Genomic DNA, 23,377 nt, shown 5'->3' with positions numbered 1-23,377 from the left:
TCGATTGAGCGGGAGTTCCATCCCAGTTCAGGCCGGAATCGCCGGAACAGTGGTCAACAGGGGCACGCTTGCGCAGAGTGAACGGAACAGCGGTTGGAACATGGAACGGAACAGACCGGACACTTCTCGAGCCCTCGCACCTGGCCCCCGTGGACGTCGCCTTTGCCACCAGCATTGCTTTCATGGTCGCCTCCGTCGCTGATGCGTTCCCACGCTCGGCTCGCCACCCGTGCCGGGTGAGGTGGCGCTTGGTGTTGGACTTGTGTCGGTGACGGCAGTTGCACCATCGCCAGCGAACTGCTCGCGGTAGGCGGCCCGGATGTCTTCTGCATGACCGGAGTCCGGTGCGGGTGGTTCGGTGCGTGCGGAGAACCAGCCAGCCGGTGCGCCGTCGACGGCGAGGTTGCAGTACACGTGGAAGCGGTCGAGGGCCTGGAAGTCTTCGGCCACGAGTTTCGTGGTGGTCTTGGCGAGCGCGGTGGCGTCTTTCGGGCTGGCAGCGAAGCTGATCTGGCTTCTCGCGTTCAGCTCGATGGCATCGACCAGCTTGATGGGAACCTGACCGCGCCCCTGGAAGGCCAGGTGCCAGCCGATGCCGTAGCTGCGGCTTGTGGCTAGCGCATCGTCGATACTGGTGGGCAGATGCAGGTAGCGCTGCACCTCGTCGATGAAGACGAAGCCGGGGCGCTGCTTCGGGTCGTCCTCGGTGGCACGCTCCTGGGTGGCCAGCCAGACCTCCGCCACGACTAGGCCGCCAAGCAGTTGGGCGGCACCCGGCCCGATGAGCGCGTCGTTGAGCGGCACCAGGACAGCCATGCCAGGCTCGCCAATCTGGTTGCGGAAGACGTCGCGGAGGCGGAACTTGGGACTCGACTGGCCGAGGACGGCGGCGACGTTCCTGCGCAGCACGTACTTGCGTAGCTTGTTCAACGGTGCCGCCACGATGTTCGCCCGGTTCGCTGGTGACAGTTCGTTGAAGCTTGCCCAGTAGGCGGCGAGCACCGGATCGCCCGCCACCGCCCCGACGACGCCGCGCCGATAGCCGTCATCACTGAGCAGCATCGGCAGATCCAGCAGCGTGTGCGCAGTGCCGCGGCGCTGGCCGTCGGCGACGAGGGTCAGGAGCCCGGCGAGCATCAGGTCTTCGGTTCTTGGCCCCCAGCCATCGGTGAAGACGTTCTTGAAGACTTCGAGGATGCCGTCGACCACCGGACCGGGATCACGATCGCCAAGGTCGAGCGGGTTGAAGCCGACCGGAACCGCTTCAGCCGCGTCAATGACGATGACCCGCCCGGCGGCATTCTTGGGTGCGCGCTTGACGATGGCGTCGACCAGTTGGCGCTTTGGCTCGACCAGCACCAGCGGGCGCCCTGCCCGGATGTCAGACAGTGCCAGTGACGCGAAGATCTCGCTCTTGCCTGACCCGGTGCCCCCAGTGATGGCAAGGTGCATCAGCCGGGCAAAGGGTGTCATGCCGATGGGCTTGTTCACGCCGGGCGTGGTGCTGCGCGCGAAGACCGACGTCTTCTCTTCGATGCCGCGTGGCGGAGTCAGGAGTCTCGGGTGGCGCGGTGGCAGTCCAGGGAGTTCGAGCTCGTCGACCGGCCAGCCGATGAGGCCTACCAGCTGCATGGCGGTCAGCGGCAGTGAGTGCCACCGGGGGACTGCATGCTCCCATTTGTGTGCGCGTTCGCTGACGAGGGTCAGGTGTGCTCCGGGTGCTTCCAGCTGGTCGAAAGCGCTGAGGAACTGGCCGCGGATCTGACGGCGACGGGCAGATGCGGGCGCGGACACACCGATGCGCACCGTCACCTCGATCCGTGCCTGGGCAGCGTGCTGGGCGACCCACTTGCGGGTCTGCGTCGATGCCGCAGCGGTCCCGCGCAGCAGCAGATCGGGTATGGACGTGGTCGGATCGAGGATCTTGCTGGGTACCGACGCGGGCCGGTGACCGCGACCGAGCACCACTTGGACGGCGATGGTCTCGCTCCTGCGTCGCCCCGAGAGCACGCTGTAGATGGCGTGCAGGAGATCTTCGAGCGCGTCATGGCGCAGCGGCATGCCCCGGGGGGAGGTCTTGAGGCGCGCCACCCGTTCCGGCGCTGCTGGACGGCTCGCCCGCAGTGTCCGGGCTTCCGGGAGGTAGGAGCGGATGAGGGTGCGCAGTGTCGGCTTGCCAGACTCGGCGCGGCCGACCAGGTGTGTGATGCAGTCATCGGTCGCCCAGGTTTCGAACACCAGTGGGCGCAGTGCATCCGGCGTGCTGAGTCGTTCGAGTAGGCGCTGCACCTGAGCGGAGGTCAGGTCTGTGCCCGGCAGCAACCGTGTGTAGTGGATCGGGTCAGTCATCGGACGCCTCCTCCAAGGGTGAGTTCGAAGAGCCATGGTCGGTGTGCTGGTTGTGTTCTTCGGCGGCCTTCGCCTCAAGACGTGCCTGTTCCAGACCTGCTGCGGTCAGGATCTTCGCGATCTGTTCAGGACGTAGATCGTGATTGAGTTCACTAAACACCCAGACCCTGCGATCAGGGTGTTTGCGATAGCGGCGCTGAGGTTTTCGACTCATATACACACCTGCTTTCGGCAATTAACCGACTTACGTTTCTTACGTTCAGACGCAGAGGGTCGTGCGGCGAGGCCTTGACATAAGGTGCCGATGATTACGCGCCATTGTTTTCTGTTTGTCAAGAGGGGTTGTCTATTCCACAACATTCGGGCAGAGGTGAACTTGCTCATGCTTCTTACCAGCCATCGCGCCAGCGTCGGTAGACGACGAGCGTGACCCAGATCGTCCCGATGATCCCGGCGACCAGCAGAAGCCAGCCCCAGATTGACTCGAGGATGTCGACTGCGAGGTACAGCAGCATCACGCTGAGGAAGAACGTGAAGCAGAATCCGAGGATGCGCTGACCCATCGTGGTGGGCTCCTTGTCGTTCTTGCCGGAGGGCGTGTTGGCGGAGAACATCAGGCATCACTGGGCCCTCCGGTGCTCGCCTGCCTGGGCCTCGGGAACTTCTTGTCGCTGGGTACCGGGAACCCGGGCAGCGTGAAGTCGCTGTCGACCTCGTTGCCCCAGATGCTCCAGTCGGAGCGGGAGTTTGGTCGGCGCCGGGCGAACAGCTCCGCATAGGGCCCGTCGAGAAGGCGTTCGATGAGGGGGATCATCTCGTCAGGCTTGTGACTGTGTTCGGTGCGTGGGAACAGGAGCGTGGAGCGCTGGCCGTGGAACTTGAACGGTGCCTTGCCGCGGATGCCGTGGAGCAGGGTCTCGTGGCTGGAACGGAAGTAGCTGCCCAGGCCCATGTAGTACTTGTCCCAGGCGGCGTTCGACTTGTAGGTGAAGCCCCAGCTCTTGAGCACCTCGATCCCTGCGGGGAGTGCAGCGTTGGTCACCCATAGCAGGAGGGTCGCGTTGTCGTCGGACAACTCCCGGATGAGTGGTCCCATCGCCTTGATGCGCTCCAGGGTCATGAGGTTGTAGTGCTGGATCGCGCCGCGCTTCCCTTTCTGGGCGATGTCCCATGGTGGGTCGGCGTACCACACCTTGATCTTCTTTCTGGTTCCGAAGCGGGCCAAGCGGGACATCTCGTCTGCGGTGGGCGGTTCCTCGCTTGTTGCCGCAGCGGCGTCGCTCGCTGATTCTTTCGTGTTGGCGGACATGAACGAAACTCCTTTCTCCACCTGGTGCATTTCGAGGCCGAGTGGCGGATGGATGGTTATGGGGCATCGAAATTGGATTGTCAATATTCCGTTCGGGATGTTGTTTATTTGACGTGGCGCAGAGCGGAATACTTGCTCCAGTACTCAGATGTGCTCTCACCACGGCTCAGATTGTTGTTGTGGAATAGTCAACGAAAAGACGACATTGCCGATCCGCATGTTGTCCGGATCAGGTCGACGGTGGCTCCTTCTTCGACACCAGGAGCGCCACCTTCGCCATCTGCCGGGATACCTCAACCCGGTCGGCAGTGAGCTGCTGGTCGAGGGCGAGGACGGTGCGGCGCAGTTGCTGGCTTCTGGCATCGCGTTCGGCCTGGAGTTGGGCGAGATGTCGCCTGCGGCGTTCCTTGAGCCAGTGCGCGACGCTGTCACAGAGTGCATCGACCAGCAGAAGCAGCGCGAAGGCGGCGAGTAGCTCAGTGAGGAAGACGCAGCCGACGCCGAGGAGGCCGCGGAAGATCTCTGCATTCATCTCTCAGAGCCTGGAGATTCGCTGCCCGGCCGAGATGGCGTAGGAAGCGATGAGCTGCTCGTAGAACTGGCCACCGGCCGGAGCGACCTTCATGTGGGCCTCGGCCTGAGTGACGAGCGTGGCGACGTTGGTCAGGGCGTGGGAGACGAGGAAGGCGCGGGCGCTCTCAGCGGTGGCCTCGACCTCGACCCTGGACTTGATCTGCTCGACCTCCTGTCGGGTCTGACGGGCCAGTGCGCTGCTCTGGCGGCGCTCGGCAGCGGCGCCCGACGAGAAACTGAACAGGCCGCCGGACGTGTTGGTGTTCTGGGCGGGGATGAGTGCGGACATGATGGATTCCTTCTTTCTGGATGGGTCTCAGCGAATGAACGGGTGCGAGGAGGACGAAGCCGGATCAGGCATGGCGGAGGCAGCGCACCCCACGAGATCGTGGAAGCGCTGCGGCCCGGCGTATGCGATGCCACTGGTGCGGGCGAGGTTGCTGGCAGCGATCCGGTCGATGAGGTCGGCGAACTCGATGCGGCCCTGCGCGGACAGGTCGGGCGTGAAGATCACGGTTGGATGCTCTGGGTGGCGCACGACGCGCAAGCCCAGCTGGACAGCGACGAGCGCGAAGTCCTCGGTGTGGCGCATCCGACCGGGGCCGGTCGTCCCGATCAGACCGCTGATCGGGGTGTAGGCGTGCGCGATCTCATGGGCGAGCGTCGTCAAGATGTTGCGGGCGTAGACGGCGGGATCGATCGCCTGGTGCGACGCGTGACGCACGTTGATAGTGAGGTTGTCGAAGTACTCACCCCCCAGCCGCCAGGCCGGCAACGTGTAACTGCCAAGCGCGCCGACAACATGATTGCCGTCGACGCAAACGACGACGTGGCGAGTGAACGTACTGGCGATGCCGGGGAGTCGGTGGTTGACTCGGCGGGTCAGGTCGAGGCCCACAGCACGCAGCAGGCGAGCCGAACTGTGCGCCGAGAGTCGATGGTCTGTCAGCATGGATCGGGACTCCTCAGAGGTTGGAGGCTGCTGCCGGGGCGCTGCAGCCAGGTGTCTGTGCTTGCGTATTCGAGTTTCGGAGCGCGGGGCGGGCAGAAGACAGGACAGTTCCTGGGCGCTTTCTGGCTAGGCTGGAGGTGGCGGATGAGGAGAGGCGGGTGCGATGAAAACGCAGGTGACCCCGCCTGATGTGGCAGTGATCGCGAAGGCGTTGCGGCCGATCGTCACCGCGGGCCTGCCGGTCGGCCCCGCCTTCGCCGACGAGACCCTGCTCGGACTGCGTGGCGTGGTGGCGCGCAGTATCGAGCCCGACGACCGGCTCAACAGGGTCAAAGCACTCGACGACTTACTGGCACGGCTCCTCGTGCACTACCCGGATGACACGCTCGGTGAAGCCGCCCGAGTGCTGTTCGGCATGGCTCCGGGTTCGCGCGGGGTGACCATCACGAGGCGCCGGGAGACAGCGGCCGCGCTGATAGACCGGGAGGCAGAGCATTTCCGCAAGCGCATCGAACCGAACATCGTCACCGAGGTCGCCTGGCAGTTGCACCGGGACTCCCAGAACTACATCCCTCGCGGGCGCGCGGTACCGCCGCCGCTGGAATCCAACGGCGATACCCCGACCATCCGGGAAGGCGACGTCGCCACCGTCGAGGCGGCCGAGCACGAGGAGCTGCTGTCTCGGTTGTGGGCACACGTGTATGCGCTGCGCGCTGAAATCCTCAGAGTCGAGCGACTCAAGACCTGGCCGTACGACCCCACCGAACCGGAGACCAGCCACCAGATGCTCACGCAGGCATACGAGGCACGAGGCTACGAGGTCGACGCCGTCAAACGCCTGATCCGGACCTACATCGATCGCTACGGGCAGCGCATCACGCATGGAGACGCCGAGTTCACCGCCGAGTCGCTCCTGCGCCTGGCCGGATGGCACGACGACACAATCTGAGCATGAGTACGCCGCGTTGCTCCAGTAGCGGTCGGCGCCGTGTATGTTGAGCGGCGCGCACTTCATATCTCAGTGGTTGGCCGTGAAGTGTGAACACGGTTGTTTCACGTGTCTTGATCGCCGTAGTTTTCACAACATCCCGAACGGAATATTGACTCTGCATTTCCTTGCGTCATAATCTCAGTCACCTCGTTCACGTTCTGCGGCTTGTACGAGATCCACTCCCGGATCGCGGGCCGCACGCATGAAGGAGGTACTCGCCATGAGCGAGAGCATCCCCGCTTCGGCGGGACACGGCAGCGCCGCCTACAAGGTGCTGTCGGTGCGAACCAGCGAGGACACCCGGGCACAGCTCGAGGTCCTCGCCCAGCTCAACGAGCGCAGCGTGACCGAGGAGACTCGGATCGCGTTGGAGCACTGGGTCGAGCAGTCCAAGTCCGACCCTGCAGTGCTCAAGCGCGCTGTGCAGATGCGAGCCGAGATCGAGCGTGACGCTGAGACGAAGCGCAACGCGATCAACGCCGTCCTCGGCGACAAGGACAGCAAGGCAACGTCGGCTCGTACTCCCAAGCAGTCCAAGGCGCCGCAGGGCACCTGAGCTGCACCGCGGTAGCCGCGCCCGGAGGAGAGCGCCTTCGCAGGCGCCCTCCGGGCCGACTGCCGCCTCATCAAAGCCTCGTCGGTGTCACGTGGCCACAGGCAGAAACCACCCCAGCTCCTGGTCGCTCGCACAATGGCAGCGGTGTTCCTACCCGCAGCACTTACCGAAGTTTGGTAAGACAACTGCAGCAAGCTGCGCACGCAGTATGGCAATCAAGGCGCAACGAGTAGTGCCAGCGCAACGAATAGGAGCTTTGTTAGTTTCGTGAATTGGCATTCGGCGAGAACGCTGGGGTGCAGCAATGAGTGCGTATCCCACCATGAGCCTAGTGCCTTCTCTCTGTACTATGTATTGATTGAATCGCGACGGTCCGACTTCGAACTAATCTGGGAGAACCCCTTGCTTCCAAGGAGCCTGTCGCGGTGGGAATGACCCGTCAATACATCATGTAGCAGGAGCAGTATTCTGCGAGCGCTTGTGCGACGCGTTTCCCAAAACAACACCGATTTACAGTTGACCATATTTCATGGTTCCGTATAATTACCTATAGAAGAATGTGTACAGTTCGACAATTGGATTCCCTTCACAATTTCATTACTGGTTTGCAGGCTGCCACGTCATCCGTCCGGGAACGCGGACCGCACGCACGAATGAGACAAATCCTCGTCGAGTGGCGCACGTTCCCGCAGGGAAGCGAGAACAGATCACAGGGTCCCGGTCAAGTCGTCCGGCTGCTCCCTGCGGCAGCGGGAACCTTCCAAGCGGCGCGGCACCTCGTGATGCAGGTGGCCGCCTGTAACTTAGGACAAGGCGGTACAAGCACAACGTAAGGCGCGCCCTCGGCGCGGAGGAGACCACACACTATGAGACAGAACCCAGGGGCAACAGGCCAGGCACGCGAGGTGCCGTCGAGGGTGGTGGCGTGACGGTGGCCCTCAAGAAGTCGGACCTGTACAGCTCCCTGTGGAGTAGTGCTGACGAGCTTCGCGGCTCGATGGATGCCAGCCAGTACAAGGACTATGTCCTGACACTGCTGTTCGTGAAGTACGTCTCAGACAAGGCCAAGGCTGACCCCTACGCCCTCATCGAGGTGCCGGAGGACGGCTCCTTCGACTACCTGATCACGCTCAAGGGCAAGCCGGACGTTGGCGAGAAGGTCAACGTTGCCATCCGCAAGCTGGCCGAGGTGAATAGCCTGCAGGGGGTCATCAACAATGCTGACTTCGATGACCCGACGAAGCTGGGGTCGGGCAAGGATCTCCAGGATCGCGTCTCGAACCTGATCGGCATCTTCCAGGACATCGACTTCACGGGTTCCGGGGCCGAGGGCGACGACCTGCTCGGTGACGCCTACGAGTACCTGATGCGACACTTCGCGACACAGTCCGGCAAGAGCAAGGGCCAGTTCTACACGCCCGCTGAGGTCTCTCGCGTGATGGCTCAATTGCTGCAGATCCCGGCTGGAACGCCGAAGTCGACGACAGTCTACGACCCAACCTGTGGCTCCGGTTCGCTGCTGATTAAGGTCGCCGATGCGGCTCCGAACGGCCTGACGATCTACGGCCAGGAGAACGACAACGCCACGTGGGCCCTGGCTCGGATGAACATGATCCTCCACGGCAACGAGACCAACGAGATTGTGCTGGGCAACACCCTGTCAGATCCGAAGTTCCGCGAGGGTGACAAGCTCGCCACCTTCGACTACCTGGTGGCGAACCCTCCGTTCTCGGTTAAGACCTGGAAGAATGGCGTCGAGAAGGACTACGGGCGCTTCGATGGTTTCGCGACACCACCGGACAAGAACGGCGATTACGCCTTCCTGCTCCACATGGTCAAGTCACTCAAGTCCACCGGACGTGGCGCGGTCATCCTGCCTCACGGCGTGCTCTTCCGTGGAAACGCCGAGGCACAGATACGCAAAGAACTCATCAGGCGCGGCTATATCAAGGCGATCATCGGACTGCCGCCGAACCTCTTCTACGGCACAGGGATTCCGGCTTGCATCCTGGTCCTCGACAAGAGGGAAGCTGCCAGCCGCACAGGCATCTTCATGATCGACGCCTCCAAAGGGTTCGAGAAGGATGGACCGAAGAATCGCCTGCGTCCGCGTGACATGCGCAAGATCACCGACGCCTACCTGTCGCAGGCCGACATCGATCGCTTCTCTCGGTTCGTACCCAACAGCGAGATCGAGGACACGAAGAACGGCTACAACCTCAACATCCCTCGCTACATCGACTCCTCCGAACCGGAGGACATCCAAGACCTGCGCGCCCACCTGCAAGGTGGCATCCCGAACCGCGACCTCGACGACTTGCAGCTCTACTGGGACGCATTCCCTGGCCTGCGCGAGGAGCTGTTCTCGCCTCTGCGCGATGGCTACTCGCAGCTGAAGATCAACAAGGCCGACATCGAGTCGACCGTGCTCGGATTCCGTCAGTACCCGGTGATCAGCTCGGGCACGACGGATCTCGTCAAGTCCTGGTGGCAGGCGAACCATGCGGCGCTCGAGGGTATCGAGGGATCGACCCGACCGAATGACTTGTCGGCGGTTCTCGGCGAATCGCTCCTGGAGAGCTTCCGCTCGCATCGACTGCTCGACGAGTACGCCGTCTACGAGCAGCTGATGAGCTACTGGAACGCTTCGATGCACGACGACGTTGCCCTGATTGTCGGCGAAGGCTGGGACACTGCGGCCAAGCCCCGTGCCGCCCGCACCTGGAAAGACAAGAACAACAAGACCAAGCGCGAGGACGCGCACCTGGTTTTCGGCACCGGAGCCAAAGCCAAGCGCTGGGTCATGGACCTCATCCCGCCGAGCTACATCATCGGACGGTTCTTCACAAATGAGCAGGCTCAGCTCGACCAACTGACCGTCGACTTCGAAGCTGCGACGCAGGCGATCGAGGAATACACCGAAGAGCACGCTGTCGAGGAAGGTCTGCTCTGGGAGGCCGTCGAAGACGACAAGATCACCGCGACCACGGTCAAGAACCGGATCCGTACCGCCAAGACCGAGGGAGCCGATCCCGACGAGATCAAGGCGCTGAACCACGTCGCCAGCCTGTTCGCCGCTGAGGCAGCCGCCAAGAAGACGGTCAAGGACACGACGACCAAGCTCGAGGAGCAGGCGCTGGCTCAGTACGGCAAGCTCACCACCGACGACATCAAGAAACTGGTCATCGACGACAAGTGGGGCGCCACCATCGCGGCCGGTATCGAGAGCGAGCTTGTCGCAGCGGTACAGAAGTTCACCGCTCGCCTGCGTGTGCTCGCCGAACGGTACGAGGCCACGGTCGGGCAGCTCGACGCTGAGATCCAGGCGTTGAGCACGAAAGTCGCAGGGCATCTTGCTGTGATGGGGGTCGAGTGATGTTGGGCTCAATTCCATCGGGCTGGGCGGTTGCAACCCTCGGGGAACTCTGCTCACAGATCAGCGATGGAACTCATCAGACACCTCGCTATGTATCGAATGGAGTTCCGTTCTACAGCGTCGAAAGTGTTACAAATGACGATTTCGAAAATGTGAAATACATTACTAAAGAAGAGGCGCGTGCTATCGGTCGGCGCGCCCAGCCAAAACGCGGTGACATCATGATGACGCGAATCGGTACCCTCGCCAAGACGAAGTACGTCGATTGGGATACGGCGGCGAGTGTTTACGTTAGCTTGGCGATACTGAGACCTGGCCCAGGAATTGACGGACGCTTCCTCTATGCGTACACAAAATCGGAACAGTTCGTCAAAGATGTTGAGGATCGATCGCTAGCGTGGGCGATTCCAAAGAAGATCAACATGGGGGACATTCTTGATGTGCCTGTGATGTATCCGGGTGATCGGGCAGAGCAATTGCGAATCGCGGATGTGGTGCTGACAATCGACGCGCAGTTGCTTGCGCTTGATAGAGCCGTGGCGAAAAAGCGAGACATCAAGCAAGGCATGATGCAGCTACTTCTGTCTGGGGCCGCTCGTCTCGGAGGTTTTAATGCACCCTGGGAGGAGCGCCGTATCGGCGATATCGCAAGTATTTCGAAAGGCGCACAACTTGGTCGCGCCCACATGATCGTCGGCGGATCTATTCCTGTTTGGAATGGTGGCGTTACGCCGTCTGGGCAAACTGACGCGCCAAACGTATTGCGGCAGGTTGTGACAATTAGCGAGGGAGGTAACTCCTGTGGCTGGGTGGGACGTCCGGAGGGTGATTTTTGGCTCGGAGGACATTGCTATGCGCTCGATCCGAAGGGCGAAGGCCACTCCGTTGCGTTTCTTTACCACCGATTGAAAGCAATAGAGCCAGAACTCATGGCGTTACGTGTCGGTTCGGGGCTCCCGAACATTCAGAAGCAACGGCTGGCTGACTTCACGCTTCGTGTGCCTACTGACGCCGCTGAAGCATCATCGATCGCGGAACTACTCGACGACTTCGACCGGGAGATCGCGGCCATCGAGCGGCGCCGTGAGTCTGCTCGGGCGATCAAGCAGGGCATGATGCAGGAGCTGCTGACCGGCCGCACGCGCCTCACTGAGGAGGTCGCAGCATGAGTAGCGTAGGCCAGATCGAACGCAAGACGCAGAACCGTGTCGTGGCTCTCTTCCAGGATCGGCTCGGTTACGAGTACGGCGGCGATCTTTCCGATTTTGAGAATTTCAATATCGATGAGGATTCGCTGGTTTATTACTTGGATACAAGTGGTTATGACGAGGAACTGATTCGTAGAGCGGTCAATCAGTTATTTGACGCATCTTCCTTGGCTGTTGGTGGGAATCTCTATGAGGCCAACCGAAAGTTCTACGAGCTGCTTCGCTACGGCGTCAAGGTCAAACGCGACGTGGGCGAGACCACCGAGACTGTCTGGCCAATCAACTGGGACGATCCGCAGGCCAATAACTTTGTGGTGGCGGAGGAAGTCACGATCAAGGGCGAGCACACCAAGCGGCCCGACATTGTGCTCTACGTCAACGGCATCGCTCTGGGCGTGATCGAGCTGAAACGCTCATGGGTCAGCGTCAGCGAGGGCATCCGTCAGAACATCGGCAACCAGAAGCAGCACTTTGTACGGCCGTTCTTCACGACCGTCCAGCTGCTGTTCGCGGGCAATGACGTCGAGGGCTTGCGCTACGGCGTGATCGATACCTCCGAGAAGTACTGGCTCGAGTGGAAGGAGTCCGGCGAGGAGTCGAACCCGCTCGACCGTTCCCTACTCCAGATGTGCTCCAAGGATCGGTTCTTGGAGATCATCCATGACTTTATCGTGTTCGACTCGGGGGTTAAGAAGACCGCCCGACACAACCAGTTCTTCGGCGTCAAGGCTGCTCAGGAGCGGGTCCGTAACCATGAGGGCGGCATTATCTGGCACACGCAGGGCTCGGGCAAGAGCCTGACGATGGTGTGGCTGGCGAAGTGGATTCGTGAGCACCAGACCGATGCCCGTGTGCTGATTATCACGGACCGCACCGAGCTCGATGAGCAGATCGAGAAGGTCTTCGGCGGTGTCAACGAGTCGATCTACCGCACTACCTCGGGTGCCGACCTGATCGGCATGCTCAACCAGAGCCAGCCGTGGCTGCTGTGTTCGCTTGTCCACAAGTTCCGCGCTGGGGACCAGAGCGATGAGTCAGATGAGACCGCCAGCGATGAGTTCATCAAGGAGTTGGGTTCCCGCGTCCCGACCGGCTTCGAGGCCAAGGGGAACCTGTTCGTCTTCGTCGACGAGGCGCACCGCACCCAAAGTGGCAAGCTGCACAAGGCGATGACTGCCCTGCTGCCGGGAGCGATGTTCATCGGTTTCACTGGGACGCCGCTGCTCAAGGCCGACAAGGCGACGAGCATCGAGACGTTCGGCTCCTTTATCCACACCTACAAGTTCGATGAGGCTGTCCGGGATGGCGTGGTGCTGGACCTGCGTTACACGGCTCGCAACATCGACCAGGACCTGATCGGCCCGGAGCAAGTCGACAAGTGGTTCGACATCAAGACCAAGGGACTGACCGACCTCAGCAAGGCGCGCCTCAAGAAGAAGTGGGGCACCATGCAGAAGGTCGTGTCGGCCCGTTCGCGTGCCGCCATGATCGTGCAGGACGTCCTGATGGACTTCGAGCGCGAGCCTCGTCTGCTGTCTGGACGCGGCAACGCCATGCTGGTGAGCGAAAGCGTGTACCAGGCCTGCAAGTTCTATGAGATGTTCGTCCAAGCGGGTTTCAAGGACAAGGTCGCCATCGTGTCGAGTTACGTCCCGACCGCTACCTCGATCTCAAAGGAGGACGCTGGTGAGGGCGACAACGAAGAGCTGATCAAGTACGACATCTATCGCCAGATGCTGGCGGACTACTTCCACGAGTCGGCAGACCAGGCGGTACTGCGGATCGAGGAGTTCGAGAAGGACGTCAAGCGTCGCTTCATCGAAGAGCCCGGTCAGATGCGGCTTCTGATCGTGGTCGACAAGCTTCTGACTGGCTTCGACGCGCCGAGTGCCACCTACCTCTACATCGATAAGAAGATGCGGGACCATGGCCTGTTCCAGGCCATCTGCCGCGTCAACCGCCTCGACGGCGACGACAAGACCTACGGCTACGTCGTCGACTATCGCGACCTGTTCCAATCGCTGGATCAGGCCATCACGGACTACACCTCCGGCGCCCTCGACGGCTACGCGAAGGAAGACATCGACGGACTGCTCAAAGACCGCACCCAGCAAGATCGTCAGGATCTGGACGAGGCGTTGGAGCGAGTCCGCGCCCTCTGCGAACCTGTGGCTCCGCCGAAGGGAACACTGGAATACCAGCACTACTTCGTCTCTCTCGAGCCTGGCGATGCGGAGCAGATCAAGCTCAACGAGCCGAAGCGTGTCGAGCTGTACAAGTCAGTCGCTTCGCTGGTTCGCGCCTACGGCACCCTGGCGAACGACATGGAGGCGGCTGGCTATACGGCTGCCGAAGCGGCATCCATCAAGAGCGAGGTCACCGACTACGTGGCCGTGCGTAACGAGGTCGAACGTGGTGCCGGCGAGAACATCGACATGAAGCAGTTCGAAGCAGGCATGCGTTCGCTGCTCGACACCTACATCCTCGCCGAGCCGTCGGAGACAGTGGCGACCCTGGACCAGGGCTTGGTGCAGCTGATCGTAGAACGCGGCGCCGGCGCCATCGACACTCTGCCGGAAGGTATTCGCAAGAATCCGGAGGCGGTGGCTGAGACCATCATCAACAACGTCCGCAAGACCATCGTCGACGAACGGGCGTTGAACCCGAAGTACTACGACCGGATGTCCTCACTGCTTGACGCCATCATTGAGCGTCGCCGCGAAGAAGCCGAGGCATACGCCGACTTCCTCAACGACCTGCTCTCCCTGACCGCTCAGGTCGGCAAGAAGGACTCGGACGCTACCTACCCTGCTTGGGCATCAACTCCTGCTCGTCGGGCGCTAGTCGACTTCAGCTGGCCGAGCGACATCACGATCGACGTCGAGTACTTGAGCGACTTCATCCAGAACAACAAGGACCACGACTGGGCAGGCAACCCAATGAAGGAGCGAGCCCTGAAACGATCACTTCGTCGCGAACTGCCGGACGGATTCGCGCCGGAACGCCTGGACGCGCTCGTCAAGCTCCTGAAGGAGCATGATGAGTACCGCTAGCGCCTACCTCACTGTGGCCGGCCTCGGCATCGACGTTGTCTACAAAGACATCAAGAACCTGCACATCTCGGTTTACCCGCCGATCGGGCGAGTCCGCGTTGCTGCACCGGATACCCTCGACGAAGACACCATCCGCGTCGCGATCATCCAACGTCTGCCGTGGATCAAGCAACAACGAGAGCGGCTGCAGCATGCAGATCGCCAGACCAAGCGGGAGATGCAATCCGGCGAAACCCACTACGTCTGGGGCCAGCGATATCGGCTGGATGTCTCGCGCACCTCAGGTAACTTCCACGTTGAGACCAAGGGTCAGACACTCTGGGTGGTAACGCCGGCTGACACTGACGCTGACGCCAAGCGAGCCGCCCTGGACCGTTGGTACCGTCGCGAGCTCAAAGCCGCCCTACCCCTCCTCCTGGCCAAGTGGCAGCCAATCGTGGGAGCAGAGGCGGACAAGATCGTCGTTCGTCGCATGAAGACCAAGTGGGGCACATGCGTGACTCAATCCCGTACGATCTGGCTCAACCCCGAGCTGGCCAAGAAGAACCCCCGCTGCCTCGAGTACATCGTCGTTCACGAACTGACGCATCTGCACGAACGCAGCCATAACCAACGCTTCACAGACCTGATGGATCAGTTCCTGCCGGACTGGCGAGCACGGCGCGACGAGTTGAACGACGCTCCGCTGGCTGACGAAGAGTGGGGCTCAGAGGACATAGAGGCCACGGCATGAGTCGCAGTGGCCAGCCGTCGGAGGCCAGAAGCCCCTGGAGCCTCATCCCGCTGACTCCCGAGTACCTTGAGGCCGAGCACAGCGGCTACGTCTCGGCACTCGAGGCTGCACTTGAAGATGACAAGATCCTTAACATCGCGCTGTCCGGCAACTACGGTGTCGGCAAGAGCAGTATCTTGGGGGAACTCGGGAAACGACTTGACGGACGCGTTGTTGAACTTTCACTGTCGACACTTGCACCGATCGAGGTATCAGGGATCGACGGGTCGGTGCCTATTCAGGCAACAACCCCGACCAATCGCATTCAGCAGGAGATCGTCAAACAGCTGCTCTACCGAGAGGATCCCAGCAAGACTCCTGCATCGCGGTTTCGCCGGATCGAACGCTTTCGGTGGTGGCGAGAACTCGGCACTTCCGCCCTGCTGGGCTTCTCCGTTGCCGTCGTAGTCCTGCTGACGGGGTGGACCGCACAGATCGCGTCGACCTTCGCGGCGCTGAACGATCTCGGGGTTTGGGCACACCTGATTGTCTGGGGTACCGCGACGATCGCCGTGTTGATGGTCCGCTGGCTATTCTACGGGAAGCTCCGCATCAAGCAATTCTCGGCGGGTGCGGCCACGGTCACCCTAGATGACAACTCCATCTCATACTTCGACCAGTACCTCGACGAGATCGTCTACTTCTTCGACGTGTCGGGTCGTGACGTCGTGATCTTCGAGGACATCGACCGTTTCAACGACTCACACATCTTCGAGACGCTGCGCGCGCTCAATACTCTGCTCAACGCCTCGCCTCAGATCGAGAAACCGATCCGCTTCATCTACGCGATCAAGGACAGTATCTTCGATCGAATCGGGCTGGAAGCGGAAGGCCGCAAGCTTGAGACAGGTGTGCTCGAAATCGAGGATCCGGCGCAAGCCGAGGCGGTGCGTGCGAACCGCACCAAGTTCTTCGATCTCGTGATTCCAGTGGTTCCATTCATCACTCATCGCAGTGCCCGGAACCTGGCGACCCAGTTGTTGGGCAAGATCGAGCACAAGGTGGCACCGGAACTGCTCGATTTGGCTGCGCAGTACGTCCCTGATATGCGGCTGCTGAAGAACGTCCGCAATGAGTTCATTGTCTTCCGCGATCGAATTTTCTCGGGTGACGGTGAGCAACTCGACCTGAGCGAGACTGACCTGTTCGCGATGATGCTCTACAAGAGCACACACCTCACGGACTTCGAGATGATCCGGCTCGGCAAGAGCAATCTGGACACTCTCTACAAGCTCGGTCGTGAGCTGGTAGCCGAGAACATCAATCGGATCGAGGGCGAGCGTCGAGTGCTTCAACAGCGGCTCACGCGGATCAACGGAGCGGCAACTCGAAGCGCTCAGCTGGGAGATCGCCTCTTGGCGCACGTCCAACGGGTTGTAACTGCCGCCGGGTACCGGCAACAGAATGCGACGTACGTACTTGAGCGTCAGGGCAAATCCCTTGACGACCTCAAGAGCGTGCAGTTCTGGACGAGCTTCGTCGCGGCTGATGGCGACTCCGCGCTCCAGTGGCGCAACAATTACGGAGAAACGCTGTCATTCACTCGGAGTCACCTCGCGACGGAACTCAGCGATCCGCTAGACGCTGACAGCTGGAGCGAGGCGGATCGGAATTCGCTGAACGAACAGATCGAGGACGAGACCGAAGAGATCAAGTTCCTACGCAGCGCCGACCTTGGAGACCTCGTGAGACGTCCCGAGTTCCTAGTCACCTATGAGAAGACGGCGCGGCCGCTCGCTTCTGCGGCCGAGGAACTCTTGAAGCCAGGACTCGCGTACCAGCTGGTGCGTGCGGGATATCTCAACCGCAACTTCACGCTGTACACGTCGACCTTCCACGGCGACCGAGTGAGTCCAGCGGCAACGAACTTCATCATCCACCACGTCGAGCGAGACCTGATGGATGCGCACTTTGAACTCGGCCCGGAGGATGTCGACGCCGTTGTGCGGGAGCGAGGCAAGAGCGCACTGAAAGAACCCGCGCTCTACAACATCGCGATCCTCGACCGTCTCCTTACAACCGACGTTGACGCAGCCGACATCATGATCCGCTCGCTAGTAAGTCTTGGCGACACTCAGAAGAAGTTCCTCCAGGCTTACCTCGACTCCGGAAGCCACCGGAAGCAGCTGGTCGGACGGCTGACGCCGATGTCTTCCCGGATACTGACGTATCTCGTGAGCCAGGTGGAACTCGAAGAATCGCTGCGGCTGGAGCTTGTCGACGCGGTGCTCGCGAATCTCGCCGCTGACACGAAGTATCGGACTGATGGGGCTACTTCGGCGTATCTGCTACAGCACTACACCGAGCTCCCGACTGTGTACGCCGACGAGACGAGCGCGACTCAGGCGACGCGTATCGCTGACCTCTTCATGTCTGCCGGAGTCGTCGTACCAACCCTCGCGCCGAGTAGCGAGAACCTACGGCGTGCGCTCGTCGCGCGGAACAGCTATCAGATCACCCTCAGTAACCTCATGACGGCTATCGGGCGAGGAATAGACCTCGGACTCGACTCGCTCGCCATGGAAGATGAGACCGTGTACCAGTACTGCCTCGATAACCTCACGGCGTACCTGGATGCGATCGACGAGAGTGGGAGCTATTGCTCGACCATCGACAAAGTCCAAGGCTTCACCAGTGTCCTTGAGGACGTGCTGGAGCGTGACGATGGTGTTCATCTTGATCCTGTTGTCGCTGGTGCTTCGGAAGAATGCACGGTTGAAACCCTCGGTGATGTTGCGGGAGACGTGTGGCCGGTCCTCGCCAAGTACCAGCGCTTCCCGGCGACCTTCGAGAACGCGACCCGTTACGTCGAGTCGGTCGGCTCCATCGATCAGAGTCTTGCGGCGCTCCTTGCTGAGAGCGGTGCGATCTCTGGAACAGACAACGCAGATGAAGCGGCCAAAGAAGCTCTCGCGAAGACAGCGTTGAGTGCGAGAGCAGTACTTCCGTCTGCTGACCTTCGCGCGCAACTGGTCGAGAGCCTGGCACTCGAGAACCACCTTGATGTCGATGACATTCCAGCCGAGACGGGAGAACTTTTCGCACTGCTCCTCAAGCACAACCTCATCGCGGATGTTCCGGAGTCCTACACACACCTTGCGGGTACGGACTGGCCGACGCGGAAGGCATTCATCCGGGCTTCTGCGGAGTTCGCGAGCTACATGACGCCGGAGTTGGTGAGTCCAGACCTGCCGGAACTGCTTGTGGATGACGAGATCGGCGCGGCGGTCAAGCATGCGCTCATCGAGCAGGCTGCGGCGTATGCGGAGGTGGCCGACCGTCGGGGCCTGAGCGAGTTGGCGCGGTTCGCAATGCAGCATGGGAGCAAGCTCCCGCCGGATGTCGTGCAGAAGATGGCGCAGGGCGGCGTTTCAGCGCAGCAAGTCGTCCCGCTTCTTGAGCCGCATCTCAGCAGTATCAGCCGCGATCAGCTATTCACAATACTGTCCGCGCTTGGCGGCGCCTACGTGGAGCTGACAGCGGTCGGATACGACAAGCCGAAGATCCCTGGCACGGCGGTTGACCGCGCTCTCCTCGGGCGGCTAAAGCAGGACGGAATTGTGAGCTCGTACAAGGAACACAATGGGTCGATCAAGGTGAACAAGAGACACAAGTGATGCGAGTGCATTCGAGGATGTTTGTGAGAGTGGAGGCTACATAAGCATGGCCACCGTCGATAGCCAGATCAAGTCTCCAGCCACCACCATCTCGGAGAACACCACCGAGCTCGCGGGTGACCGGAAGCTGGTGTGGCAGAACGTCATCAAGCAGGACGACAGCAAAGACCGGATCTACATGATCCACAAGACGACGAAAACCCTCGACGACTCGAAGCTCCACCGCACCGAGCTCGCCAAGATCAAGTCCACCACGCGCCACTTCGAGGCGATCGGCATCGACGACTACGCACGAGCCGTTGCCGGGAAATGGGGTCTATAGTGTTCCGGCGCTTGGAGTGGATTAAGAACAGTGGCATCTGGGTCGACTACAGGTGGGACACGTCTCTGCCAGATCTCGCTCGAATCAACGTCATCTACGGACCGAACGGAGTTGGAAAGACCTCGCTGTCTAGGGCGCTGGATGCAACTCGCTCGATCCCGAACGGGTTCCAGCATCTCTCAATTCAGGTTGAAGAGTCTGGGGCGGAGCGCAGCACCAACGGCCAGGACGATGCAGTCTTCGACCGCCTCTATGTGTTCGGCGAAGCCTACGTCGAGCGGAGCCACCGCTTCCACGAGGGCAGTCCGAACATCGATGCTGTCTTGACCCTCGGTGAACGAACGGCCGAAGCTGAGGAGCAGCTCGCCACGCTTCGTGAGGAGATGAAGACAAGGACCTCGGAGCTTGATCAGGCGAAACGCGACGTACATGCAGCCGAGCGAGCTGCGACCAGCGCTCAAGAGCGTGTCTCGGCGGCGGTCGTCGGTGATCTTTCTCGGGTCGATGGCTACCGCAGTCGCGGTAGCTACAATTCACGGCGGGTTAGGGATAAATTTGCCGGGGACCGCGGCTCTTGGAAGACGCTCTCCGACGCAGCCCTCGCGTCCAAGAAGCAATTCGTCGCCAGCGATAATCGCGAGGCACTAGACAGTGACCCATTCTCATTGACTCCGGATTCGACGCTCGAGACCCGTGCCGATAAACTGCTCTCTGCGACTCCAGTCACTATCGTGCTCGACACCCTGCGGTCGAATCCCGGCGCCTCCACGTGGGTCCAAAAAGGACAGACTCTGCACGAGCACTCCGATGTCTGTATCTTCTGTGGGCAGAAGATACCGGCGGGACGACTGCAAGATATCGAGCAGCACTTCTCGCATGAGATCGCTCGCCTTCAGCGTGACCTCGATTCGCTTAACACGACGCTCGAATCCCTCGACTCTGACGCGGATGCCATCGTCCGCCGCATTCCAAATCGCAGTCTCTTGTTCGACGATCTCCGCACCGACTTTGATGCGGCGGCCCAGAGTCTTCGGGACCAATCGACCGCGTTGAAGAGCTGGGCCAATGAGCTCAGAGCGCGGGTACGGGCGAAGCGAGCAAACGTCCTCGAAGCGGTTGACCCGGAGGCGACCGAGGCTCCTGCGATCAACGGATCCTCACTTGAGACTGTTCTGAAGCAACAGAACGACCGCGTCGCCCAACACGCCACTCTTCTTGCCGCCGCAGCTGTAGAGATCGAGGGCCATCACCTCAAGTCTGAGGAAGCCGAGATCGACAAGCAGGTCGGAGCACGGGCCAATGCCTTAGCTCGGCAGACGACTGCTCAGAAACGGATCGACGCGATCAATGATGAGATCGCGAAGCTCGAAAGCGTCGAGGGCGACCCGACCCCGTCAGCCGAAGTGCTTACTCGGGAAGTTGCTCGACTGCTCGGTCGGAATGAGCTCACGTTCCAAGCGCGGGACGGAAAATACGTTGTGACCCGAGACGGTCAGCCAGCCATCGGCCTCAGCGTCGGTGAACGGACTGCGATCACGCTGATCCACTTCCTCGAAGGGGTAGCCCACCATGACCGGAAGTCGAAGGGAAACCCGATCGTCGTCATCGACGACCCGGTATCCAGCCTCGACAGCAATATCTTCATGGGCATCTCAACCTACCTCTGGACCGTGGCTACGAGCGACGACACCGACAAGCTTGTTGATCAGTTCATCCTCTTGACGCACAACTTCGAGCTTTTCAAGCAGTGGGACGTCCAACTCGAAAGTCTCCATCGTGGGGCAGGCATGAAGAAGAAGTGTCCGGCGGAGCTGTACGAGTTGAAGTCTCGGCACATTACATCGGGAGGACGCACCCGCCGCCAACCGGTGATTGTGAAATGGCCCGAGTCCGGCGCGGTTCGCAAGAAGATCCGATCGAGCTACCACCACGCATTCATCTCGGTCGTCGACGCGAAGAAGAAGCTCGCCGAGAGCGATTCGCTCGAGAACCGCCTTGATGCACAATTGCTATTCCCGAATGTCATTCGTCGCATCCTCGAGTCGTTCCTTGCATTCAAGCGACCGGACTGGCTCGGGGACTTCACCGCCTCTATGCGTAAGGCCGGGCAGCTTCTGATCGACTCGGGATACGGAGGAGATGCCGATGCGCTTCGACAGCAGCTCACCCGCTACGCCCATGCCTATTCGCACAGTCAGACGCCCGAAACTGATGATACGGTAAGCCCAGATGAGATCGATGCGGCGCTCAGCGCCGTCTTCGTATTCATGGACCGGCTTGACCACGAACACTTCGTCGGGCTCTGCACTGTTGTGGGCGCCGACCCGGTCACCCTCTTGCCAGAGTCAGCAGCGGGAGACGATCCCGCGGCCGCAGCCGAGGCCCCAACCCATGACGAGTCGGATTCATGAATCACGCCCCGTCGGCGGACGGAGTCCCACGCCCGCCTTCATGATAGCCACCCGCATCGTCTCCTGGTTGACGTTGAGTGCCTCAGCAACCTGCGACAGGGAGAGGCCGGATTCGTAGAGGCGGGCGGCTTCAGCAACTTGCTCAGGTGTCATCGGCTGGTGGCGGACGACCACGTTGTTGGCTCGGAGGATGTTCAAGATGGTGGACTTGGCGACGTTGTACTCCTTGGCCAGGACGGTTGAGGCCTCACCCGCGGAGTAGCGAGTGACTACCTGAGCTCGCGTTTCAGCCGTTACGCGCTTCCACCTACGGCGATGCGGACGTGTCACCAGATTATCCGGAGCCGTCTCCGGCAAGGTGTCGACACCCGATGGCTGAGCGGTGCTGCGAAAGCCTGCGATTTGGCGGAGAGTCTCGGTTTCCACCCCCGTCGGATATTTGCTGGAACAGAGGTCAATAAGGGCGACCATTCTCCCGCGGGATTCCGCCGGTCCCATCGGTCACGGCACCCCCGGGTCCGCCCCGTCCGCCACTGCCCCGGCGCACATCCCGTGGTGTCCCGGGGACGGCTGCGCAGGCTGCGTCTCACGCCTCCAGGACCACGTCCACCTCCGCGCGCACCACGACGTCCCTGGGTTCGATCCGCAGTCCCTCGTCCCCGCCGGGCGCGGCGAGCATGCGGGCACCGGCGATCCCCACCGGGGTGAAGGATCCGTCGTCGCCACCCCCGCCGAGCATCCCCCGGTCCGCGACCTCAACGACCCGGACGTCACCCGCCCCGGCGGCCGCCGCGAGGATCCGCGCACGCCGCCGTGCGTCCGCGAGCGCTCCCGTCAGGGTCCGCTCCTCCAGGTCCCTGCGGGTGGCGTCGGTGAGGTCCCAGTCCACGCCCTCCACGACCACGCCCTCCAGACCTGACCAGGTGAAGGTCCGCGTCGAGAGCTCGTCGAAGTCGGAGAACTCGACGCGCACGGGGATGGTCGCCACGTGCACGCGCTCCTGTGGCCGACCGTCCCGGTCGACGGGGACCCACGAGCAGACCGCCAGGGAGTCGGAGTGGACGTCGGTGACCGGGCCGTCGGGACCACGCAGGGAGTCGACGTCCGCCTGGACGGTGAGTGCGAGTCGGCGGGTGTCCGCCAGGACCCGGGAGCGGTCCGTGCCCTCGTACTGGAGGAGGAGGCGTGCGGTGCCCCGCTCGGGAGGAGCACCGAGTTCGTCGGTGCCCCTGAGGGTGATGCGCATGTCGACTCCTGTCCTCGTCGTACTCATCCGTCCTCGTCGTACCCGTTCCCGGGCCCGGCGGGCAGCGCCGTGGGGTCCGGGGGCACAGATGAGCGTATCCGGTCAGTGGGCACCCGGGTGTTGCTTCTGGGGGCGCCCGGGGGCGCTTCAGCGGGTCTGCGGGTGTGCGTCAGCGGGTCTGCGGGTGCGCCGCCCGGTCGGCGGCGACGAGGACCTGCTGGAGCGTCGGCACACCGCCTGCACGGAGGACCTCGCGGCCCTCGTGGTCGCGCACGATGACGGTGGGGGTGGCGGTGATGTGCTCCGCCCGCGCGCGGTCCTCCTCGATCGCCACGTCGTGCACCCTCAGGGCCGTGCCGGGGACGAGGGCGACCGCACGCTCCAGCACCGTGCGCGTGTGCAGGCACGCCCCGCAGAACGTCGAGCTGAACAGGTCGAACTCCACCACGGGTGGGGACGCCGCCCCCCTGCTCATGCCGCGGCCCACACCGGAGGGGTGCCCCCACCCGGTGGACCGGCGGATCCTGGTCACTGTCACGCCCCGATCCTCCACCCCACGCCGTCGCCTCGCCACCCGACCGGGACGCTCCCCGGGGCGGGACGCTCCCCGGGGCGGGACGCTCCCCGGGGCGGGACGCTCCC

General features: G+C 61.8%; 19 protein-coding genes. 9 read left to right on the top strand and 10 right to left on the bottom strand.

Annotation, left to right across the window (positions count from 1 at the left end):
- Positions 1 to 180: 180 nt before the first annotated feature.
- From TA90_RS00730 to TA90_RS00705, 7 genes are all read right to left on the bottom strand, one after another.
- On the bottom strand, positions 181 to 2,349 hold the full coding sequence (locus tag TA90_RS00730) for a type IV secretory system conjugative DNA transfer family protein (RefSeq protein WP_052450324.1): 2,169 nt from the start codon (positions 2,347 to 2,349) through the stop codon (positions 181 to 183).
- A complete protein-coding gene (locus TA90_RS14430) occupies positions 2,342 to 2,563 on the bottom strand; it encodes a hypothetical protein (protein ID WP_147513295.1) in 222 nt (73 codons plus the stop codon). Before TA90_RS14430 ends, TA90_RS00730 begins: the two co-directional genes overlap by 8 nt.
- Before the next feature lie 175 nt (positions 2,564 to 2,738).
- The gene (locus tag TA90_RS00725) at positions 2,739 to 2,963 is read right to left on the bottom strand and encodes a hypothetical protein (RefSeq protein WP_043534112.1); all 225 of its coding nucleotides are present in this window, start codon (positions 2,961 to 2,963) and stop codon (positions 2,739 to 2,741) included.
- Positions 2,963 to 3,658 (bottom strand): MT-A70 family methyltransferase, encoded by a 696-nt coding sequence (locus tag TA90_RS00720; RefSeq protein ID WP_231550616.1) that lies wholly within the window; start codon positions 3,656 to 3,658, stop codon positions 2,963 to 2,965. The genes TA90_RS00725 and TA90_RS00720 overlap by 1 nt, the downstream gene beginning before the upstream one ends.
- A gap of 229 nt (positions 3,659 to 3,887) precedes the next feature.
- Positions 3,888 to 4,190, bottom strand: coding sequence for a hypothetical protein (locus tag TA90_RS00715; RefSeq protein WP_043534110.1), 303 nt, complete (start codon positions 4,188 to 4,190; stop codon positions 3,888 to 3,890).
- A gap of 3 nt (positions 4,191 to 4,193) precedes the next feature.
- Entirely contained in the window at positions 4,194 to 4,520 is a 327-nt protein-coding gene (locus TA90_RS14765) for a hypothetical protein (protein ID WP_052450323.1), read from the bottom strand.
- 27 nt (positions 4,521 to 4,547) lie between these two features.
- Entirely contained in the window at positions 4,548 to 5,183 is a 636-nt protein-coding gene (locus TA90_RS00705; RefSeq protein ID WP_043534109.1) for a hypothetical protein, read from the bottom strand.
- Positions 5,184 to 5,346: 163 nt separating this feature from the next.
- Between TA90_RS00705 and TA90_RS00700 the strand changes: the two genes are divergently transcribed.
- From TA90_RS00700 to TA90_RS00660, 9 genes are all read left to right on the top strand, one after another.
- Entirely contained in the window at positions 5,347 to 6,132 is a 786-nt protein-coding gene (locus tag TA90_RS00700; RefSeq protein ID WP_043534108.1) for a hypothetical protein, read from the top strand.
- Between the two features lie 262 nt (positions 6,133 to 6,394).
- Positions 6,395 to 6,730 carry a hypothetical protein gene (locus TA90_RS00695; RefSeq protein WP_043534107.1) on the top strand — a complete coding sequence of 112 codons (336 nt, stop codon included), beginning with the start codon at positions 6,395 to 6,397 and terminating at the stop codon, positions 6,728 to 6,730.
- A gap of 931 nt (positions 6,731 to 7,661) precedes the next feature.
- Positions 7,662 to 10,106: a type I restriction-modification system subunit M gene (locus TA90_RS00690; protein WP_043534122.1), complete on the top strand. Its 2,445-nt coding sequence runs from the start codon at positions 7,662 to 7,664 to the stop codon at positions 10,104 to 10,106.
- Entirely contained in the window at positions 10,106 to 11,275 is a 1,170-nt protein-coding gene (locus tag TA90_RS13540) for a restriction endonuclease subunit S (RefSeq protein ID WP_074015204.1), read from the top strand. The genes TA90_RS00690 and TA90_RS13540 overlap by 1 nt, the downstream gene beginning before the upstream one ends.
- Complete coding sequence (locus TA90_RS00680) at positions 11,272 to 14,367, top strand: type I restriction endonuclease subunit R (RefSeq protein ID WP_043534106.1); 3,096 nt, start codon at positions 11,272 to 11,274, stop codon at positions 14,365 to 14,367. Before TA90_RS13540 ends, TA90_RS00680 begins: the two co-directional genes overlap by 4 nt.
- The gene (locus TA90_RS00675) at positions 14,351 to 15,100 is read left to right on the top strand and encodes a M48 family metallopeptidase (protein WP_197067809.1); all 750 of its coding nucleotides are present in this window, start codon (positions 14,351 to 14,353) and stop codon (positions 15,098 to 15,100) included. Before TA90_RS00680 ends, TA90_RS00675 begins: the two co-directional genes overlap by 17 nt.
- The gene (locus TA90_RS00670; protein WP_043534104.1) at positions 15,097 to 18,756 is read left to right on the top strand and encodes a YobI family P-loop NTPase; all 3,660 of its coding nucleotides are present in this window, start codon (positions 15,097 to 15,099) and stop codon (positions 18,754 to 18,756) included. The genes TA90_RS00675 and TA90_RS00670 overlap by 4 nt, the downstream gene beginning before the upstream one ends.
- A 46-nt stretch (positions 18,757 to 18,802) precedes the next feature.
- On the top strand, positions 18,803 to 19,078 hold the full coding sequence (locus tag TA90_RS00665) for a restriction endonuclease (RefSeq protein WP_043534103.1): 276 nt from the start codon (positions 18,803 to 18,805) through the stop codon (positions 19,076 to 19,078).
- 11 nt (positions 19,079 to 19,089) lie between these two features.
- Positions 19,090 to 21,489 (top strand): AAA family ATPase, encoded by a 2,400-nt coding sequence (locus tag TA90_RS00660; RefSeq protein ID WP_187120056.1) that lies wholly within the window; start codon positions 19,090 to 19,092, stop codon positions 21,487 to 21,489.
- Here the strand turns inward: TA90_RS00660 and TA90_RS14425 are convergent.
- From TA90_RS14425 to TA90_RS00650, 3 genes are all read right to left on the bottom strand, one after another.
- The gene (locus tag TA90_RS14425; protein WP_074015203.1) at positions 21,484 to 21,960 is read right to left on the bottom strand and encodes a helix-turn-helix domain-containing protein; all 477 of its coding nucleotides are present in this window, start codon (positions 21,958 to 21,960) and stop codon (positions 21,484 to 21,486) included. The two genes, TA90_RS00660 and TA90_RS14425, sit on opposite strands and share 6 nt — an antisense overlap.
- 115 nt (positions 21,961 to 22,075) lie before the next feature.
- Positions 22,076 to 22,762: an SIMPL domain-containing protein gene (locus TA90_RS00655; RefSeq protein ID WP_082031172.1), complete on the bottom strand. Its 687-nt coding sequence runs from the start codon at positions 22,760 to 22,762 to the stop codon at positions 22,076 to 22,078.
- 142 nt (positions 22,763 to 22,904) lie between these two features.
- Positions 22,905 to 23,273: a YbbN family protein gene (locus TA90_RS00650; RefSeq protein ID WP_197067808.1), complete on the bottom strand. Its 369-nt coding sequence runs from the start codon at positions 23,271 to 23,273 to the stop codon at positions 22,905 to 22,907.
- Between the last annotated feature and the right edge of the window lie 104 nt (positions 23,274 to 23,377).

Origin of the sequence: Actinomyces polynesiensis, assembly GCF_000820725.1 — a bacterium.
Classification (GTDB): Bacteria; Actinomycetota; Actinomycetes; order Actinomycetales; family Actinomycetaceae; genus Pauljensenia; species Pauljensenia polynesiensis.
The sequence above is the reverse complement of the archived record's forward strand: the minus strand, read 5'-3'. Positions and strand labels throughout refer to the sequence as shown.

Bases quoted from the DNA above. Each gene is read 5' to 3' on its own strand.
- TA90_RS00695 (WP_043534107.1), top strand. From the start codon at position 6,395: ATGAGCGAGAGCATCCCCGCTTCGGCGGGACACGGCAGCGCCGCCTAC.
- TA90_RS00705 (WP_043534109.1), bottom strand. From the start codon at position 5,183: ATGCTGACAGACCATCGACTCTCGGCGCACAGTTCGGCTCGCCTGCTG.
- TA90_RS00715 (WP_043534110.1), bottom strand. From the start codon at position 4,190: ATGAATGCAGAGATCTTCCGCGGCCTCCTCGGCGTCGGCTGCGTCTTC.
- TA90_RS13540 (WP_074015204.1), top strand. From the start codon at position 10,106: ATGTTGGGCTCAATTCCATCGGGCTGGGCGGTTGCAACCCTCGGGGAA.
- TA90_RS14430 (WP_147513295.1), bottom strand. From the start codon at position 2,563: ATGAGTCGAAAACCTCAGCGCCGCTATCGCAAACACCCTGATCGCAGG.
- TA90_RS00665 (WP_043534103.1), top strand. From the start codon at position 18,803: ATGGCCACCGTCGATAGCCAGATCAAGTCTCCAGCCACCACCATCTCG.
- TA90_RS00700 (WP_043534108.1), top strand. From the start codon at position 5,347: ATGAAAACGCAGGTGACCCCGCCTGATGTGGCAGTGATCGCGAAGGCG.
- TA90_RS00670 (WP_043534104.1), top strand. From the start codon at position 15,097: ATGAGTCGCAGTGGCCAGCCGTCGGAGGCCAGAAGCCCCTGGAGCCTC.
- TA90_RS00675 (WP_197067809.1), top strand. From the start codon at position 14,351: ATGATGAGTACCGCTAGCGCCTACCTCACTGTGGCCGGCCTCGGCATC.
- TA90_RS00725 (WP_043534112.1), bottom strand. From the start codon at position 2,963: ATGTTCTCCGCCAACACGCCCTCCGGCAAGAACGACAAGGAGCCCACC.
- TA90_RS14425 (WP_074015203.1), bottom strand. From the start codon at position 21,960: ATGGTCGCCCTTATTGACCTCTGTTCCAGCAAATATCCGACGGGGGTG.
- TA90_RS00730 (WP_052450324.1), bottom strand. From the start codon at position 2,349: ATGACTGACCCGATCCACTACACACGGTTGCTGCCGGGCACAGACCTG.
- TA90_RS00720 (WP_231550616.1), bottom strand. From the start codon at position 3,658: ATGTCCGCCAACACGAAAGAATCAGCGAGCGACGCCGCTGCGGCAACA.
- TA90_RS00680 (WP_043534106.1), top strand. From the start codon at position 11,272: ATGAGTAGCGTAGGCCAGATCGAACGCAAGACGCAGAACCGTGTCGTG.
- TA90_RS14765 (WP_052450323.1), bottom strand. From the start codon at position 4,520: ATGTCCGCACTCATCCCCGCCCAGAACACCAACACGTCCGGCGGCCTG.
- TA90_RS00655 (WP_082031172.1), bottom strand. From the start codon at position 22,762: ATGAGTACGACGAGGACAGGAGTCGACATGCGCATCACCCTCAGGGGC.